Raw genomic sequence first — 16,756 nt, 5'->3', positions numbered from 1 at the left:
GATTTTTTGGCGCGAGGGGCCAGCCCCTCGCGCTCCCTGGGATATTTTGGGCCAGATGAAGGGCGGATCAGCAAATGAGTGCGTTTGTTAGGTCACTGCGCTTCTTGAGGGGGCCAAGGTCGCGGGTTTGCCAATCGCCTCGGTAAGAAACGCTGACGATGGTGCTCCAGTCGGCGCTGGCGACGACTATCTCGGGGCCGGTGCCGCAATCGCGGATGGCGCTCGAAATATAAGCTTCTCCAATTTTGTGGTTTGTCAGACCAGGCAGTACCGCGATTTCGGTCAGTGCGCCATCTTTGAAGCGCCAGATGCGCAGGGTTTTGGCCAGGTGAGGGCGGTCGATATAGGCGATCTCGACGTAGCCGTCGCCGTCCAGATCGGCCGCGCCGATCGGTGCGAGCCAGCGGAAACGGGTGCCGATATGCGGGGTGGCGGCGATCTTTTCCCCGTGCGCGTTATAGATGGCGAGTTGTGCGCCTGTATCCTTCTGGGCTTCGACAACCAGAACTTCGAGCGTACCGTTTTGATCAACGTCCGCCAACCGGGGCGCTAGATCTTCGAAAACACGGTCCTCGGGCAGGCGGATGGTCAGGGCAGATCGTTCCTTGGCGCCCGTCGAGCCTTGTGTGGCAGGCGTGTTTTCTATGGTAAGCTCAAGCGCTCCATATTCGATCTGATCCCCCAGGACGCCATGAGGATATCGGGTCGTGGGTTCGGTATAACGAGCCGCGACAATCGTATCTGCAATGGCAGGGGCTGTTGTGACCAACCACAAGCACATTGCCATAAGCGCGCCGCGTGACCTGCCTTGCCAGAGGCGAGAGAGTCGGCGCGGCGCTTTGGAGATCATCAGATCTGTTTCTCGGGCATCTGAACGACCAGACCGTCCAGCGCGTCGGTGACTTTGATCTGGCAGGTCAGGCGGGACCGCTCTGGGTCGGGCTCAAACGCAAAGTCCAGCATGTCTTCTTCCATGTCGTCTTTGGCTGGCACTTTCTCGACCCAATCAGGGTGGATATAGACATGGCAGGTCGAGCAGGCGCAGGCGCCGCCGCAATCGGCCTCGATGCCGGGGATGTTGTTGTCACGGGCCCCTTCCATGACGGTCAGTCCGTTGGCGACCTCGACAGTGTGCTCGGTACCGCCATGCTCGACATAGGTGATCTTTGCCATTGCGTGCGTCTTCCTTTTACGATGTTCGAAACCTTCCTTAGTCAAGCCATTTAGGTCTTTCCACCCTCATTTGCGACTCGGGATGCCGCGACTGGACATTCCTGTGATATGTTCTATTTTTGTTCTCATGTTTGTTGCCCCTGTTCGCAGTGCAGTTTCAAACCGAGACTGGCCGCGCCCACCCGCTTGCCTGCCAGCCAATCGGCTGGACGATCCGCCCGATCATGCGCGTGTGACCGTGGCCGGGCTGGTGATCTTGCGGCAGAGGCCGGGTACAGCCAAGGGCGTGATCTTTCTGACGCTGGAGGACGAAACCGGCATCGTGAACGTGGTTGTCTGGCGCGCGATGTATGAACAATTTCGCCGGGCGGTGATCTCGGGCCGGTTGCTGCGGATCACGGGGCGGATGCAGCGGGCGCATTCCGTAACCCATGTGATCGCGGAAGAGATCGAAGATATCTCGGCCATGTTGGACGTGTTGGTACGGGGGGAGGGACAATCGCCCCAAAGCAAGTGAGAAGAAAACACCCAGACGTCATGGTTTTGCCAAGGTTGAATGTAATTCAGTCACCAGTTTGACGGGTATTACATTATGAAAAACAAGTATTTGTACCGCGTATTTCGACTGCGCCGGCTGATATTTCTTAGTTTGTTTCTTTTGTTCGTGCCATGGGCTGTGGGGACGCAGGTATTTGGTCATTCCGCACTTTTGGCGGGTCCGAAAATGCAACTCGTGACGGCCTTGTTTGGTGTATTTGCAATCATGTTACTGGTGCTCATTTACCCGCGGGTCTGGTGGGAGACGGTCACAACGGCCTTGGTGCTTGGGATAACGCTAATGCTCTTGCCGGTGATTGAGATGCTGCCCGACCTTGCGCCAACACAAAATCAAGGGAAGGCAACAGCCTGGACGATTATCGGAACGGTTCTGGTCAGTTTTTTCTTATGGCTCGGCCTGAACTGGCTGCCCAGCGTTTTTCTGCATGTTCCCCTTGGTTTGCGGGAATGGAAGTCGCGCGCCAGATACCTCATCCCTGCACAGCGTGCCTTTGACATTCTGAAGACAGCACCTGACAGCTATAGCGGAAAATACAAAACCGGCCCGGTGGGGGATGATGGGTTGTTCACGGTCTCGATGAACGTGAACACCGTAAATCCCGACACCTGGGACCCGGAGAACATGGAAATGCTCTATAAATGCAAGATCGAGCAAGAGAGCGGTACGAGTCAGGTTATTTCGACGTATTATATGGTTGAAGGAGAGGCCAACGTGGATGTCGAACGCTTGACTGTCCGCGGCGAAGGGCTGACCGCGATATGTGAGACAGTGACAATCAGAAGCCGACGAAACCTGTACGAAGATTTGGGTTTTTGGGTGCAGGATTTCGGAGCGGACCATTTGCATGCTAGATTGGATGCCGCCGAAGGTCTGTCCTCGATTGCGCTGGTCGACTTGCCGTATGTGTCGCCATTGGTCGGGCTTGCGCGGTTTTTCGAGCAGTTTAATGAAGATCCGCCTGGTAAAAGCGGCGGATCGATTTAGCACTCTGCCGACTATCGCTTGTCCCGGTGGTTCTTGGACATGCCGACATACGGTACACGGCCCGCCTGAAACTTACTCCTGCCTTGCCCAAACGTCAGCGTTGATGCACAGTTTCATCATCGGAACTTTGGCGGCGCCGACAGGCTGCCGTGCCACGCTTTGGGAGGACCGTGACATGCCATCCAAAACCGCAGATTCCACACCGCCAGACGACCTGACGCCCCAGCCACAGGACAGGGCCAACGTCAATACGATCACTGCTGACGATATCACGGCCTCTTTGAAGGCCGGGTTTTCCGACTTTCTGGCGCGCCCGGTCATGAGCGGCTTTTTTGGTCTGTTCTATGCGGTCTTCGGCATTCTACTGGTTTGGGTCATGGTCTGGCTGGGCAGGATCTGGATGATCATTCCGGCCATTGTCGGCTTTCCGTTGATTGCACCATTTGCAGCCGCCGGGCTGTATGAAATGTCACGCCGGTTGCAAAAGGGACAGGCGTTCGGGTGGTCCGACATCCTGACCGTCATGGCCCATCAGCGCAAACGCGAGATGGGCTGGATGGCCTTTGTCACCCTGTTCATTTTCTGGGTATGGGTTTATCAGGTTCGGCTGTGGCTGGCGATTATCCTGCAAAACGCCTCGTTCTCGGATTTGGACGGGTTTTTGAACATCGTCTTCTTTACCCCGCAGGGCTGGACGTTTCTGGCCGTTGGCACGGCCATAGGCGCATTCCTTTCCGCGGTCCTGTTCTCGGTCACTGTCGTCGCCATGCCCATGTTGCTGGATCGCGAGACCAACTTTGTCTCGGCCATGCTTACATCTATCCGCGTCGTCACCGAAAACCCTGTGGTCATGCTGAGTTGGGCGGCGATTATTTCGGTCACGATGCTGTTGTCACTAGTTCCGGCATTTCTGGGCCTGATCTTCACCTTGCCGATTCTGGGGCATACGACATGGCATCTCTACCAGCGGGCGGTGCCACCGGTAGAGGGGTGATTTGAATGTGAACCCTTCGGAAAAGGGTCAGCCGCCGACCGTGTTCATCGCTTGAACAAATTGCTCTGCGATTGCTTGTCCCGGTGATCTCCGCGCAACTCGGCGTGCAGCGCGCGACCGGCCTGAACGCCGGGGCGGGCGCTGACGGTTTCCAGCCAGCGGGTGAAATGAGGTTTGTCCTCCAGCACCTGTTGCTGACCTTCCCACAGGCTGGCCCAGCCCCAGATCGACATGTCTGCAATCGAGTAGAAATCGCCCGCGACATATTCATTCTCGGCCAGCCGCCGGTCGAGCACGCCGTAAAGCCGCCCAACTTCGGTGCGATAGCGATCCTTGGCATAGGGCAGGTCTTGTGGCGGATCCAGTTGCGGGGCGTATTTCAAAAAGTGGTGCGCTTGACCGGCCATGGGTCCGACCCCGCCCATTTGCCACATCAGCCATTCCTCAACGGCGATCCGGTCACGCTCGGTTTCGCCATAGAACCGCCCGGTCTTGCGGGCCAGATACATTAGGATAGCACCGCTTTCGAAGACCGAGATCGGTTCTCCATCCGGGCCGTCGGGGTCCACGATGGCAGGCATCCGGTTGTTGGGCGCGATTTTCAGGAATTCGGGATCGAACTGATCGCCCTTGCCGATATTGATCAGATGGGTGGTGTAGGGCAGCTCCATCTCTTCCAGAGCGATAGACGCCTTCCACCCGTTTGGCGTAGGCCAGAAATACAGATCAATCATGGTCTCTCCTTCGGTTGACGGCGATCATGAAGGTTTCGGGCCATTGGGCAAGGGGGCAGGGGCAAACTGTTACGAAACCGTGACTGATTGCGCCTAAGGCTTGACGCCTTTGCATGCGCGGCGTAAGGGCAAGGCACCACGTGGCGATTTGTTACCGGATTGCGGGCCACGCTAAACAACACCGCTAAAAGGTCAGGATGAAAGACCCCTTTCGCTTGGCCGCGTCTGGGGTTTTTTGTTTGCCTCCACAGAGGGGCCGAAAGGAATGACATGAGCGAGAACTGGAACAAACGCACACAGGCCGTCCATGGCGGCATCCGTCGCAGCCAATATAACGAAGTGTCCGAGGCGATCTTTCTGACGCAGGGCTTCGTTTACGAAAACGCCGAACAGGCCGAGGCGCGGTTTATCGAGACCGGCCCGGATGAGTTTATCTATGCCCGTTATGGCAACCCGACCGTGTCCATGTTCGAACAGCGCATCGCAGCGCTGGAAGGGGGCGAGGACGCCTTTGCCACCGCATCCGGCATGGCGGCGGTGAACGCGGCGCTGGTATCGATGCTGAAGGCGGGCGACCATGTGGTGTCGGCCAAGGCTTTGTTCGGCTCGTGTCTGTATATTTTGGAAAACATCCTGACCCGTTACGGTGTTGAAGTGACCTTTGTCGACGGCACCGATCTGGACGCGTGGAAAGCGGCAATCCGCCCCGACACCAAGGCTGTGTTCTTCGAATCCATGTCGAACCCCACGCTTGAGGTGATCGACATCGAAGCGGTGGCCACGCTGGCCCATGCCGTCGGTGCAACCGTGATCGTGGACAATGTGTTCTCGACCCCGGTCTTTTCGCGCGCGATCCAGCAGGGCGCGGACGTGGTGGTCTATTCCGCAACAAAGCATATTGACGGGCAGGGCCGGGCTCTGGGTGGCGTAATCATCAGCACCAAAGAGTTCATCCGTGGCACCGTTGAACCCTATCTGAAACATACCGGCGGCGCGCTTAGCCCGTTCAACGCGTGGGTCATGCTCAAAGGGCTTGAGACGATGGCTCTGCGGGTGAATGCGCAGGCCGAGACGGCGCAGATCATTGCCGAGGCGCTGGAGGACCATCCCGCGCTGGAACGCACGCTGTATCCGGGGCTGAAAACCCATGCCCAAAATGCGTTGGTGCAATCTCAGCTGGGCGGCAAGGGCGGTACGGTTCTGTCCCTGGACATCAAGGGCGGGAAAGCAGCGGCTTTTGCTTTCCTCAACGCGATGACTATCCCGGTGATCTCGAACAATCTGGGCGACGCCAAGTCGATCGCGACGCATCCGGCAACAACGACCCATCAACGCCTGAGCGATGCGCAGAAAGATGAGTTGGGCATTACACCAGGCTTGATCCGGTTCTCGGTCGGGTTGGAAGATGCTAGCGACCTGCTTGCCGATATTAAACGCGCATTGGACGTTTCTCAGCAGTAAACGTCGCGTCAACGGTGCTACAAACAGGCTCAAAGAGATGTGTGCGGGGTGGTAAATCGCTCATCCTGCACCAAAAATCGATCCGGACTGTGTTTTCCGGCGTATACGGTTAAACTGGAAAACACGCCCAAGCTGTATATAGTCCGGCGGCGAACCCCGAGGAACCCCAAGCGATGAACGTGCATCCCCGTGACATTGACGACGCCCCCGACCATGACGAGGCCGCTGCGGCGCTGAAAGTTCTGCGCAAATGGGCGGTATCCGCGACCGACGCCGAGATCAGTCAGCTTGATCCGGCAATCGCGCGCCTTGTGCCGGGGCAGGAGACGTCCAACTATCCGTCTTTGTCGCGCGACTACCCCGAGGACTTCAAGGCCGATGAGGCCTATCGCGCCACGCTGCCCGATCTGCAAAACGGTCCGTCCAGCTTGATCCGGGGAGCGAAGCAGCAAATTCAGCATGTGGGTATCTCGAATTTCCGCCTGCCGATCCGGTTTCACCGCAAGGATGGCGAAGACCTGACGCTTGAGACCTCGGTCACGGGCTCGGTCAGCCTTGAGGCCGAGAAGAAGGGCATCAACATGTCCCGTATCATGCGGTCCTTTTACAAACACGCCGAGCGCACGTTCAGCTTCGAAGTCATGGAAGCCGCGCTGGATGATTATATGACCGATCTGGACAGCTTTGACGCGCGTATACAGATGCGGTTTTCCTATCCCGACAAGGTGAAAAGCCTGCGCTCGGGGCTGGAAGGCTATCAGTATTACGACATCGCGCTGGAGCTGGTGGAACAGAGCGGCGTGCGCCAGAAGATCCTGCATCTGGACTATGTCTACTCTTCGACTTGTCCCTGTTCGCTTGAGCTGAGCGAACATGCTCGTTCAACACGTGGCCAGTTGGCGACGCCGCATTCACAGCGGTCGGTGGCGCGAATTTCGGTAGTGGTGGATTGCGACGCCGATTGCCTTTGGTTCGAGGACCTGATCGCGTTGTGCCGTCGTGCCGTGCCCACGGAAACACAAGTTATGGTTAAACGCGAGGACGAGCAAGCCTTTGCCGAGCTGAACGCCGCAAACCCGATCTTTGTCGAAGATGCTGCGCGCCTGTTCTGCGCCGAACTTCTGGCCGACCACCACGTGGGTGATTTTCGCATAGTCGCCAGTCATCAGGAAAGCCTGCACAGCCACGACGCTGTATCGGTTCTGACCGAAGGGCCGACCTTTGTATCATCCAGCCTTGACCCAAGGCTGTTCTCGACTCTGTTCCATGTCGGCTGAACGCGCAAAGTCTCAGGATTAACCTTACGGCACGTTTTTGCCGCATCGCAGCAAAAAATGCTGCACTCGCACGGTCTTTGAAGTAGACTGATGTGGAATGCAGCCGTGGTTAGACCGTTGGTCAATGGGAAAGCCACTCTGAAGGAAGCTGAAACGTGCAACGCTTGATCCTGCGTGACATCGTTTCCCGCCCGTTATCCCAGGGCGGGCAGGGCCTCTTTTTCTCAAGCGTGCTGCGTTACTTTCAGAGGAGAGACTACGTATGAATCCGATTACCCAGCCCTTGGAATTTCAGGCTGCCGCAATCCGCATGGCAGGCTACGCGGTGAGCAACCAGATGAAAATCATGCAAATTCTGGCTTGCTCGGCGATGGAGCTGCCATTTTTTCAGGTGCAGGCACTGCACGCCTCATCCGCTGCGCCCGCGCCTGTTGCACCGAAACCTCCAGCGCCGGCCAAGCCGAAACCGGTAGCCCGTGCTGCCAAGGTGAAAACGCCGCCGGCGGCTAAAGCCAAACCTGCGGTCGAAGCGAAACCGGCAGCGAAGCCAGCCGCCGAATCACCTAAACCGGCAGCCGTGAAATCCACACCGGCCAAAGCAGTGGCTGCCAAACCGGCCAACAAACCGCACATAGCCAAACCAGTGACGAAAAAACCAGCTGCGGCCAAGCCAGCGGCAGTTAAATCGCCCATCGTAGCCAAGCCTGCGGCTGCAAAACCGGTAGCTGCCGCCGTTGCGGCGAAGCCTGCGGTTAAGGCTGCGCCTAAACCGGCAGCGGTCCCTGCTGCATCCAAGCCAGTGACCGCAAAAGCTGCGCCGAAACCAGCCGCTCCTAAGCCTTCGGCGGTAAAACCCGCAGTTGCAAAAACGGCAAAGGTCAAGGCAGAGGCACCCAAACCAGCCGCACCCAAGGCGCAACCTGCCAAACCCGCAGCACCCAAGGCCGAAGCCGCGAAACCTGCTGCACCCAAGGCCGAAGCCGCGAAACCTGCTGCACCCAAGGCCGAAGCCGTCAAACCTGCAGCCCTCAAGGCAGAGGTCGTGGCACCAACCCGCCGGACCCGTGCGCCATCGAAGCCGCCCGCAATGCCCAGCGCGACCAACAAAACGCAAAAGTAAATCGGGGCATCCGCTTGACACAGTCGTGCAGGCGCGCCAACGCTGCGCCTCATGACGGATATACGCCCGGTTGGATATGTGATTGGCCTGCTGGTTGCCATTCTTGGGGCGACCATGATTCTGCCTTTGCTTGCGGACCTGATCGAAGGGCGCGACGAATGGCATGTGTTCCTTGAAAGCGGGATCATCACCGTCCTGACAGGCGTCATTCTGGCAATGAGCTGCTCGAACGGGGTGGGCGAAGGTCTGACAATCCGTCAGACCTTTTTGCTGACCACCGGGGTTTGGGTCGCTCTGCCGTTTTTCGGCGCGATCCCTTTTTTGATCGGCGCAACAGAACTGCGCTTTGTCGACGCTTACTTCGAAGCGATGTCCGGCCTGACGACCACCGGTTCGACCGTGATTTCCGGGTTGGATAAGCTGCCGCAGGGCCTGTTGCTGTGGCGCGGAGTGCTGCAATGGTTGGGCGGGATCGGGATCATCGTCGTCGCTATGGTATTTCTACCCGAACTTCGGGTGGGCGGGATGCAGATCTTCCGCTCGGAAGGGTTTGAAACTATGGGGAAAATTCTACCCCGCGCGCAAGAGATCGCGGGTCAGATTTCCCTGATCTACGTCTTTCTGACCTTCGTCTGTGTGCTGGTATATGCCGGCTTTGGCATGAGCTTTTTCGACGCCGTCGTCCACGCCATGACCACAATCGCGACTGGAGGGTTCTCGAACTACGACGCCTCGTTCGGGACGTTCTCGGGGCCGACGGAATATGCCGCCTCGGTGTTCATGATTTTGGCGGCGCTTCCTTTCGTGCGCTATGTGCAACTGGCAAATGGCAACACCAGTTCGCTGTGGAAAGACAGCCAGATCCGTGCCTTCCTGGCCACGATCCTTCTGCTAGTCGCGATAATGACCGTCTTTCTGCTAACCGTCTTTCCGCATCACTGGGAACAAGCGTTCCGGGAATCTCTGTTCAACATCACCTCGATCATCTCGGGCACAGGCTATGCCAGCGTGAACTATATGACCTGGGGCAGTTTTCCGGTCATGGTGTTCTTCCTGATCGGCCTGATCGGTGGCTGCGCGGGCTCGACCGCCTGTTCGATCAAAGTGTTCCGCTATCAGTTACTGTTTGCCTCGATCAAGACCCAGATACGCCGCATCCGCTCGCCCCATGGGGTGTTCATGCCTTTGTATGATGGACGGCCGATAAGTACGGATGTTCTGACCTCTGTGATGAGCTTTTTCATGTTCTTTGTGCTGTCAATGGGCGTTCTGGCCTGGGCTCTGGCGCTGACGGGTCTGGACTTTATCACCTCGGTCTCGGGCGCGGCGACGGCGTTGGCCAATGTAGGGCCGGGGCTTGGTGATCAGATCGGTCCGGCAGGCAATTTCGCGGGGCTGAGCGATACCGCCAAGTGGCTGTTGTCCATCGGGATGCTGGTCGGGCGGCTTGAGCTCCTTGCCGTTTACGCCCTGTTCACCGTTCAATTCTGGAGAAACTGATGAAAAGACCCCTCGGCGCGCAAATCTCGCATATGCTTCGGGATCGCGGTGTGGATGTGATTTTCGGTATCCCCGGCGTGCATAATCAGGAAATGTACCGGGGGATCGAAGAGGCGGGCATCACCCATGTTTTGGCTCGGCACGAACAAGGGGCCGGGTTCATGGCCGACGGCTATGCGCGGGCAACTGGCAAGCCGGGGGTGGCCTATGTGATTACCGGGCCGGGCCTGTGCAACATCATGACACCTATGGGGCAGGGATATTCGGATTCGGTGCCGATGCTGGTTCTGTCCTCATGTCTGGACGAGATCGAGGCGTCAAAGGGCCAGTTGCACCAGATGAAGGACCAGCGCGGGGCCGCCGGTACGGTTGCTGATTGGTCTGTGCAGGCAAATTCGGCCCAAGCCGCTTACGGGCTGGTCGAGCGCGCCTTTGAGGAATTCGAACTGTCGCGCCCGCGTCCCAAGCATATTCAAGTACCGATCAAACAGCTCCAGGCCGAAGCAGATCCGGCCCCGTTTCCCAATCAGCCGGGGCTGCGCACCAAGGCTGCGCCGCCGGATGTCGCGCCCGTTCTGTCGATGCTGAACATCGCCCGCAGGCCCTTGTTCATCCTTGGGGGCGGGGCGCGGTCCAACCTGTGGCGGCAGATCCTGACCCAACTGGGGGCGGCCTGTTTCACCACCTATGCGGGGCGCGGCATGGCCGGGTTGAACTATGCGTTGGATTTTGGTTCCTACCTGCCCAGGCCGGGCAGCGCGGAAGTTATCGACTCGGCCGATCTAGTTGTGGTCGTTGGATCGGAGCTGGGTGAAGTTGACCTGTGGCGCGACGATCTGGGGCATTCCGGAAATCTGGTGCGGGTCGATCTGGACCCGGCTGTACTGTCCGACCGCCACCGGGCAGCGGTCAAATTGCAGGTGGATGGAGAAAGCTTCGCCCATGCGCTTTGGGCGGCGATCGACCATGTGAAACCGGCAACTGGCTGGACCGAGGACGAAGTGGCGCAAGCCCGCGCGAAATGGCGGGTCGAGGTGGACGCCGAACGCCCCGGCATCGTCCCCGTGCTGGACGCGCTGCGCGAAGCGATGCCGGCCGAGACCATGATCTATTCGGACATGACCCAGCTAGCCTATGTCGGCAAAGAGGTCTGCGACATGACCTTCCCCTACCACTGGCATCACCCGACCGGGTTCGGCACGCTGGGTTACGCTCTACCCGCCGGGATCGGCGGTGCGGTTGCACGGCGCGGAAAACCGACGGCGGTGATGGCCGGGGATTACGGGTTTCACTACACAATGGCCGAGCTTGGCGTCGCGGTCGAACTGGGCTTGTCTCTGCCCATCATTCTCTGGGACAACGCCAAGCTGAAAGAGATCGAGGACAGCATGGTCCGGGGTCAGATCGCACCCAACGCCGTGGTCGCGCGCAACCCCGATTTCTGCAAACTCGCCGAAGCGTTTGGCGCTCTGTCCGCAAACCCCTCTAGTCTGGAGGAGATGCAGCAGACGGTTCGTGGGGCATTCTCGGCGCCGGGTCCGACGCTGATACGGGTGACGCCCGACATCCTGACATAAGAAAAGCGCTGCATGGGTTTTGCGGCGCTTTTTTGTTTTGGATTAAGTGCTTAGTCCCAGCAGTGAACCAGTACAGTCATACCTGTAGCGCGACGGTTCAGTTCGTTGGGCGACACCTGACCGGTGGATTGACCGGCCTGACCGGCAACGCCCGCCTTATCAAGGATTTCACCCAGACGCGCCGCGGTTGCGGCCAAACTGACCGAGGCGGGCAGGGTTCGGCCGTCCGCGGGCGTCGGCAATAGCATCCCCACAACCTGACCGCTGGTGTCAAAAATCGGGCCACCTGCGTCGCCGGGTTGTGCGGCCAGCGCCAGACGTTTCACGCCCTCTTCACCGTTCAGCCCGCGCACATCGGCGATCTGGCCATAGGTCAGCGTCGGTGCGCCCAACGCGCCTTCATAGGAGAACCCGGACACGGCGACCTCGGTCTGAATACGCGGAGTAGCGGCGTTGAACTCGGCAACATTCAGCGGGGCGAGGGTGGTTTTGGGACGCAGGACGGCGATTCCAAGATCCACATCGGTCCAGGCGACCTGAAGTTCCTGATCACCGTCCAGCGTCAGGCGGGTGCACATGTCGGTGGCCTCGGTCACGGTCAAAATCGTACCGTTGGCGTCCGCGAAAAAGCCCGAACGCGACAGACGGGGTTTGCGCAGCTGCAGGCCCGAGATCAGGTCAATGTGCTGCTCTGCCTCGGCGCTAGCGCTGGCATCCAGAACGGCGTCATTGGTGGAAAAACTGGCCTTCATCGCCGCCAGAACACGGGCGCGGCGGGCCTCATCCCCGTCGGGCCACACAAGGGTGAAGCCCTTGATCTGGCCGTCTTGCAACTTGGCTTCGGTATAAGACACGATACCGTTGCCGCGCCCTTCGAGCGTAAAACGGTCACCGCGCAACTGACGAGGGCCGTCCAGCGGCACTATCTCGAGCGATTGCATGACCTCGTAAAGCGCGCGCAGGGTGTTCTTGTCGCCTTCCTGACTGATCAGCAGTGCCTTGGCATTCAAGTCAGAGGCGCTGTTGAAATGGGCGAACGGGGCCTCATACCGGTCAAAGGCAACAGCGCTAAGCGGCAGGTCCAGATCAATCCCCGCCTGCGGGTCGGAATGGCGGGCCATCCCGACGCTGATCAGAGGGGCGTTGTAGTCGTCCATCAAGGTGGTGCGTTGCGCGGTGGTTAGAACTCCGGTGGCCTCGAACCCGTTGAAGCGCTGCCAATCCGTCATCGAACGACGGGTGCCTTGCCCGAAAGCTCCATCAATGGTCGAATTGTAGAACCCGGCGACCTGAAGGGCGGTTTGCAACGCGCGTCGATCCTGCGCGCTGAGCAGCCGTTCGGATTGTAGCGCCTGCGCGCGGGTTTCATCTGATGTCTGCGGCGTCAGCCCGGTTGCAGGTTGTTCCGGCGCAGCGGTTGTCGGAGGTTCCACTGCGGCGCGGTCTTGGCTGGTGCTCGAAACAGGCCAGAACTGCGGCCCAAAACTGTTGGAAAACGCGATGTAACTGTCGGAGGGGATTTGGCCTTCAGCGCGATAAACCCTCAGAACTTGCTCGGCATCAGCGCGTAAATACGGTCCTATAACAATGGCGTACCAGCCAGAGTTCAAGCGAAACCCATTCACGTCTGGTAGAAGGGACGCATAGGCCTGCGCGCGCTCTTGGGCTTGGCTCAGGGATGGCCGTGCCTCGACCTGAACCCAGACGCCTGCCTCTTGCTGAGCGAAAACGGCGCGGGTGCCGAAGAGGAAAAGAAATAGAATTGCTGTAAATATGTGTGTCATTGTCTGCCCGTGTCCGCAATTTTTATCTGGGTGGCAGAGTACGCCAAGTGCAGGGTTGAACACCATGCCCAGATTGCGGGGAATTTGCAGTGTGGCGACGCAGTGACAGGCCGGACGCACTGGCCCGTTGACGCCCCTTGGCCCCTTGCATAGGAAGGGCAAAACCCATCGTTACCGGCGCAGCGGCGCCCAAAGGGAATGTCATGACCGAACAGTCCAGCGCACCTCGTTCTTTTCAGGAGATTATCCTGCGGCTTCAGTCCTATTGGGCCTCGAAAGGCTGCGCGATCCTGCAGCCCTATGACATGGAGGTCGGTGCAGGCACATTCCACCCGGCGACGACTTTGCGCGCCCTGGGGTCCAAGGCATGGGCTGCTGCCTATGTGCAACCCTCGCGCCGCCCGACCGACGGGCGATATGGTGAGAACCCCAACCGATTGCAGCACTACTACCAATATCAGGTGTTGATCAAACCCAGCCCACCGGACCTGCAAGAGCTGTATCTGGGTTCGCTTGAAGCGATCGGTATCGACATGGAGCTGCACGATATCAGGTTCGTCGAGGATGACTGGGAAAGTCCCACTCTGGGCGCATGGGGTCTGGGCTGGGAGGTTTGGTGCGACGGTATGGAAGTCAGCCAGTTCACCTATTTCCAGCAGGTCGGCGGCCACGACTGTACACCCGTTTCGGGCGAACTGACCTATGGGCTGGAACGTCTGGCCATGTATGTGCTGGGTATCGACCATGTGATGGACATGCCCTTCAACGACCCTCAATCGCCCAGCCCGTTGAAATATGGCGATATCTTCAAACAGACCGAGGAAGAATACGCCCGCTGGAATTTTGACGTGGCCAATACCGAGGTCCTGCTGCGCCACTTTGAAGAGGCCGAGGCGGAATGCGCCACTATTCTGGCGCAAGAGCATGATGATCCAAAGACGGGCAAGCGCATCGTGATGGCGCATCCGGCTTATGATCAGTGCATCAAGGCCAGCCATATCTTCAACCTGTTGGATGCGCGTGGGGTGATTTCAGTCACCGAACGGCAGGCCTATATCGGGCGGGTGCGTGCCCTGGCCAAACAATGCGCAGATGCGTTTGTCATGACCGAGGCTGCCGGGTACGAGGCTTGATGGCCAGATCACGCCAATCCGGGCAGCAACACCTTCAGGCCGTCGGCGATCATGCTTATGGCGATGGCCGAAAGGATCATGCCCATGAAGCGGCTCATAATAACGCGCGCGTTTGCGGACAATCGTTTGGCCAGCGCCGATGCGTTCCAGAAGGTGACGAACAGCAACAGCAGGACGACCAGAAATACGCCTGCATAAAGCATCGCATCCACTGGTTTGGTGATGTGATGAGCATAGAGGATCAAAGTCGTGATCGTGCCCGGACCGACCAGAATGGGAAAGGCCAGCGGATAGAACGCCACGGTGTCGGGTTCGGGATAGGATTGCTTTTCATCCTCGGTACCGTGATGGGTGGTGCTTTGATTGCCGCTCAGCATGTTGAGGCCGATCATCAGGACGACCAGTCCTCCCGCAACGCGCAGGTCATCGACCGAAATGCCAAACAACCCCAACGCCTGATTGCCGATGGCCGCAAAAGCACCCCCCAGGATCAGGCAATAGTTCGTCACTTTCGCCGCCACCTTACGCTGATCGGCCGAGGACAACCCTTCGGTCACGCTGAGGAAAACGGGCAGGTTGGTGATCGGGTTCATGATCGCAAACAAAGCGCCGAAGAATCCGACGGTAAGGGTGGAGTCCATTCGATAAGCCTCGTATCAACCTGTTACGTGCCGGACCCTGTCCGATTTCATGCGCATTTGAAAGAGGCTGCGTGACCAATGACCGGAAAACTGCTTGCTCTTCTGTTGCTTGGCTCGGCCGTTTTGGCCGGGGCAGGGATGTACTACCTTCAGGTTTACGGGTTTTACTATTCGGTCGATCCGCAGCCGGGACGCGATGTCCAGCTGGTGGCTGTGACTTCTGAAAAAGCGGAGCCAATTGCTTACTCGGGGTTTCAGGCGATTGATGCCGACAGCTCTCCGATCCGGTATCGGGCCTGCTTTGAAACCGAGCTGACCCAGGAAGATCTGGCCGCTTTCAAGCTGGTGGACAATGCTGAGCCACTGACCGCGCCCGGGTGGTTTGACTGTTATGATGCCGTGACGATTGCGGATGCACTGAAATCGGGACAGGCGCAGGCTTTCATGGGGCAAAAGAACATCCACTATGGCGTGGACCGGATCGTAGCCGTGACGCAGGACGGCAAAGGCTATGTCTGGCATGCGCTGAACAATTGCGGCGAAAAAGCTTATGACGGAACCGTGGTAGGCGAAGAGTGCCCGCCGCGCCCGCAGGAGTAGCGAAATGATCGAAGAGATGCTGCAAATCCCGGATTTCCTGACGGCCACAATGGGATTTGCTGTCTATCTGATCGGGGCCGAGATCAACGCCCGTGTAGCAGCGCTACGGCAATTCAACATCCCTGAACCCGTAACCGGAGGGTTGCTGGCCTCGGTCTTTCTGCTGGGGCTTTATCTGCTTTTCGGGATTGAGATGACTTTTGGTCTGGCCGCGCGGGATTTCCTGCTGGTGGTGTTCTTTGCAGGGATCGGTTTGAATGCCCGGCTGTCGGATTTGATCGCGGGCGGGAAGCCGTTGCTTTTGCTTCTGATTCTGACACTTGTGACGATTGTTTTGCAAAATGGCGTGGGCGCTGTTGGGGCAGTGCTTTTTGGCTATCCGGCGCAGGCCGGGGTGCTGTTCGGCTCGGCCGCGCTGATCGGCGGGCACGGCACAGCAATCGCCTGGGCCTCCGAAGTGGGTGCGGTAACTGGATTAGAGGGCGCGACCGAACTGGGGGTGGCCGTTGCAACCTTGGGCCTTGTATTGGCGGCTCTAGTCGGCGGCCCCATCGCGCGTTATCTGATCGAGGGCCGGAACCTGACACCAGAACGACCGGACGAAGAGCACACCGTCGGCCTACCCGAAAACCCCTCCGAGGCTGCCTCAAAGGTGGATCACCTGACCATCATGCGGGTGATGCTGTATCTGAACATCGCAATTGTTGCCGGGTATTTGCTTCATCAGGCCATCAGCGCGGCGGGGTTGAAGCTGCCGCTTTTCGTGCCTTGCCTAATCATGGGGATCGTAATTGCCAATCTGCGTTCTGCGCTTTTCCCCAAGGCTCCGCCCGTTGCCCGAACGCCCTCGCTGGCGCTTATTTCCGAGTTCTCGCTGGGCGCGTTTCTGGCCATGTCACTCATGAGTTTGCAGCTGTGGACCATTGCCGAGTTGGGACTGGCTATCATTGTGATTTTGGCAGCGCAGACACTTATGGCCGTGGCTTTTGTTATCTGGGTATTGTTCCCGGTGATGGGCGGCAGCTACCGCGCTGCTGTCTTGTCAGCGGGGTTCGGCGGGTTCGCCCTTGGGGCCACTCCGACCGCTATCGCGAATATGACCGCTGTTACCAAGCGATATGGCCCGTCGCCTATTGCCTTTATCGTGCTGCCCCTTGTATCCGCGTTCTTTGTGGATATTGCCAATGCCATCGTCATCCAGACGATCGTGAACTTCTAA

At 58.5% G+C, this 16,756-nt stretch carries 16 protein-coding genes and 1 riboswitch; of the genes, 10 read left to right on the top strand and 6 right to left on the bottom strand.

Annotated features, from left to right (window positions below):
• Positions 1 to 67: 67 nt before the first annotated feature.
• Together ACR0L1_RS00860 and ACR0L1_RS00855 are read right to left on the bottom strand one after the other, a co-directional pair.
• Positions 68 to 769, bottom strand: coding sequence for an FG-GAP repeat domain-containing protein (locus ACR0L1_RS00860; RefSeq protein WP_480856678.1), 702 nt, complete (start codon positions 767 to 769; stop codon positions 68 to 70).
• Between the two features lie 80 nt (positions 770 to 849).
• Positions 850 to 1,173 carry a 2Fe-2S iron-sulfur cluster-binding protein gene (locus tag ACR0L1_RS00855; RefSeq protein ID WP_170769391.1) on the bottom strand — a complete coding sequence of 108 codons (324 nt, stop codon included), beginning with the start codon at positions 1,171 to 1,173 and terminating at the stop codon, positions 850 to 852.
• Between the two features lie 127 nt (positions 1,174 to 1,300).
• Between ACR0L1_RS00855 and ACR0L1_RS00850 the strand changes: the two genes are divergently transcribed.
• The 3 genes from ACR0L1_RS00850 (at position 1,301) to ACR0L1_RS00840 (ending at position 3,710) form a co-directional block, all read left to right on the top strand.
• Complete coding sequence (locus ACR0L1_RS00850; RefSeq protein ID WP_480856677.1) at positions 1,301 to 1,690, top strand: OB-fold nucleic acid binding domain-containing protein; 390 nt, start codon at positions 1,301 to 1,303, stop codon at positions 1,688 to 1,690.
• Between the two features lie 75 nt (positions 1,691 to 1,765).
• Positions 1,766 to 2,716 (top strand): hypothetical protein, encoded by a 951-nt coding sequence (locus ACR0L1_RS00845; protein ID WP_480856675.1) that lies wholly within the window; start codon positions 1,766 to 1,768, stop codon positions 2,714 to 2,716.
• A gap of 175 nt (positions 2,717 to 2,891) precedes the next feature.
• Positions 2,892 to 3,710 carry a DUF2189 domain-containing protein gene (locus tag ACR0L1_RS00840; protein ID WP_480856673.1) on the top strand — a complete coding sequence of 273 codons (819 nt, stop codon included), beginning with the start codon at positions 2,892 to 2,894 and terminating at the stop codon, positions 3,708 to 3,710.
• A 44-nt stretch (positions 3,711 to 3,754) separates the two neighbouring features.
• On the opposite strand, the gene ACR0L1_RS00835 is transcribed toward ACR0L1_RS00840, so the two are convergent.
• Entirely contained in the window at positions 3,755 to 4,444 is a 690-nt protein-coding gene (locus ACR0L1_RS00835; RefSeq protein WP_170784363.1) for a glutathione S-transferase N-terminal domain-containing protein, read from the bottom strand.
• A gap of 130 nt (positions 4,445 to 4,574) precedes the next feature.
• Positions 4,575 to 4,652, top strand: a riboswitch (SAM riboswitch).
• A 62-nt stretch (positions 4,653 to 4,714) separates the two neighbouring features.
• Here ACR0L1_RS00835 and metZ point away from each other — a divergent pair.
• The gene (gene metZ / locus ACR0L1_RS00830; protein ID WP_170769396.1) at positions 4,715 to 5,905 is read left to right on the top strand and encodes an O-succinylhomoserine sulfhydrylase; all 1,191 of its coding nucleotides are present in this window, start codon (positions 4,715 to 4,717) and stop codon (positions 5,903 to 5,905) included.
• Positions 5,906 to 6,078: 173 nt separating this feature from the next.
• Positions 6,079 to 7,182: a GTP cyclohydrolase FolE2 gene (gene folE2, locus ACR0L1_RS00825; protein ID WP_480856671.1), complete on the top strand. Its 1,104-nt coding sequence runs from the start codon at positions 6,079 to 6,081 to the stop codon at positions 7,180 to 7,182.
• A gap of 387 nt (positions 7,183 to 7,569) precedes the next feature.
• On the opposite strand, the gene ACR0L1_RS00820 is transcribed toward folE2, so the two are convergent.
• Positions 7,570 to 8,355: a hypothetical protein gene (locus ACR0L1_RS00820; RefSeq protein WP_480856669.1), complete on the bottom strand. Its 786-nt coding sequence runs from the start codon at positions 8,353 to 8,355 to the stop codon at positions 7,570 to 7,572.
• On the opposite strand from ACR0L1_RS00820, the gene ACR0L1_RS00815 reads away from it, so the two are divergent.
• A complete protein-coding gene (locus ACR0L1_RS00815; RefSeq protein WP_170784370.1) occupies positions 8,354 to 9,802 on the top strand; it encodes a TrkH family potassium uptake protein in 1,449 nt (482 codons plus the stop codon). The genes ACR0L1_RS00820 and ACR0L1_RS00815 overlap by 2 nt on opposite strands.
• Complete coding sequence (locus ACR0L1_RS00810) at positions 9,802 to 11,379, top strand: thiamine pyrophosphate-binding protein (protein ID WP_480856667.1); 1,578 nt, start codon at positions 9,802 to 9,804, stop codon at positions 11,377 to 11,379. The genes ACR0L1_RS00815 and ACR0L1_RS00810 overlap by 1 nt, the downstream gene beginning before the upstream one ends.
• A 50-nt stretch (positions 11,380 to 11,429) precedes the next feature.
• On the opposite strand, the gene ACR0L1_RS00805 is transcribed toward ACR0L1_RS00810, so the two are convergent.
• The gene (locus ACR0L1_RS00805) at positions 11,430 to 13,163 is read right to left on the bottom strand and encodes a serine protease (protein WP_480856665.1); all 1,734 of its coding nucleotides are present in this window, start codon (positions 13,161 to 13,163) and stop codon (positions 11,430 to 11,432) included.
• Positions 13,164 to 13,366: 203 nt separating this feature from the next.
• Between ACR0L1_RS00805 and ACR0L1_RS00800 the strand changes: the two genes are divergently transcribed.
• Positions 13,367 to 14,296, top strand: coding sequence for a glycine--tRNA ligase subunit alpha (locus ACR0L1_RS00800; protein ID WP_170769402.1), 930 nt, complete (start codon positions 13,367 to 13,369; stop codon positions 14,294 to 14,296).
• A gap of 8 nt (positions 14,297 to 14,304) precedes the next feature.
• Here ACR0L1_RS00800 and ACR0L1_RS00795 read toward each other — a convergent pair whose 3' ends face one another.
• Entirely contained in the window at positions 14,305 to 14,937 is a 633-nt protein-coding gene (locus ACR0L1_RS00795) for a MarC family protein (protein WP_480856663.1), read from the bottom strand.
• 78 nt (positions 14,938 to 15,015) lie between these two features.
• Between ACR0L1_RS00795 and ACR0L1_RS00790 the strand changes: the two genes are divergently transcribed.
• The gene (locus tag ACR0L1_RS00790; RefSeq protein WP_170769404.1) at positions 15,016 to 15,537 is read left to right on the top strand and encodes a DUF6446 family protein; all 522 of its coding nucleotides are present in this window, start codon (positions 15,016 to 15,018) and stop codon (positions 15,535 to 15,537) included.
• A gap of 4 nt (positions 15,538 to 15,541) precedes the next feature.
• Entirely contained in the window at positions 15,542 to 16,756 is a 1,215-nt protein-coding gene (gene gltS / locus ACR0L1_RS00785; RefSeq protein ID WP_480856661.1) for a sodium/glutamate symporter, read from the top strand.

The organism is Ruegeria sp. J8 (genome assembly GCF_056531925.1).
This window is presented reverse-complemented; position numbering and strand designations above follow the sequence as displayed.

Coding starts and splice junctions, on each gene's coding strand:
- ACR0L1_RS00795 (WP_480856663.1), bottom strand. CDS start 14,937: ATGGACTCCACCCTTACCGTCGGATTCTTCGGCGCTTTGTTTGCGATC.
- ACR0L1_RS00835 (WP_170784363.1), bottom strand. CDS start 4,444: ATGATTGATCTGTATTTCTGGCCTACGCCAAACGGGTGGAAGGCGTCT.
- ACR0L1_RS00815 (WP_170784370.1), top strand. CDS start 8,354: ATGACGGATATACGCCCGGTTGGATATGTGATTGGCCTGCTGGTTGCC.
- ACR0L1_RS00820 (WP_480856669.1), bottom strand. CDS start 8,355: ATGAGGCGCAGCGTTGGCGCGCCTGCACGACTGTGTCAAGCGGATGCC.
- metZ (WP_170769396.1), top strand. CDS start 4,715: ATGAGCGAGAACTGGAACAAACGCACACAGGCCGTCCATGGCGGCATC.
- ACR0L1_RS00840 (WP_480856673.1), top strand. CDS start 2,892: ATGCCATCCAAAACCGCAGATTCCACACCGCCAGACGACCTGACGCCC.
- ACR0L1_RS00850 (WP_480856677.1), top strand. CDS start 1,301: ATGTTTGTTGCCCCTGTTCGCAGTGCAGTTTCAAACCGAGACTGGCCG.
- ACR0L1_RS00790 (WP_170769404.1), top strand. CDS start 15,016: ATGACCGGAAAACTGCTTGCTCTTCTGTTGCTTGGCTCGGCCGTTTTG.
- ACR0L1_RS00805 (WP_480856665.1), bottom strand. CDS start 13,163: ATGACACACATATTTACAGCAATTCTATTTCTTTTCCTCTTCGGCACC.
- ACR0L1_RS00800 (WP_170769402.1), top strand. CDS start 13,367: ATGACCGAACAGTCCAGCGCACCTCGTTCTTTTCAGGAGATTATCCTG.
- ACR0L1_RS00810 (WP_480856667.1), top strand. CDS start 9,802: ATGAAAAGACCCCTCGGCGCGCAAATCTCGCATATGCTTCGGGATCGC.
- ACR0L1_RS00845 (WP_480856675.1), top strand. CDS start 1,766: ATGAAAAACAAGTATTTGTACCGCGTATTTCGACTGCGCCGGCTGATA.
- ACR0L1_RS00855 (WP_170769391.1), bottom strand. CDS start 1,173: ATGGCAAAGATCACCTATGTCGAGCATGGCGGTACCGAGCACACTGTC.
- gltS (WP_480856661.1), top strand. CDS start 15,542: ATGATCGAAGAGATGCTGCAAATCCCGGATTTCCTGACGGCCACAATG.
- folE2 (WP_480856671.1), top strand. CDS start 6,079: ATGAACGTGCATCCCCGTGACATTGACGACGCCCCCGACCATGACGAG.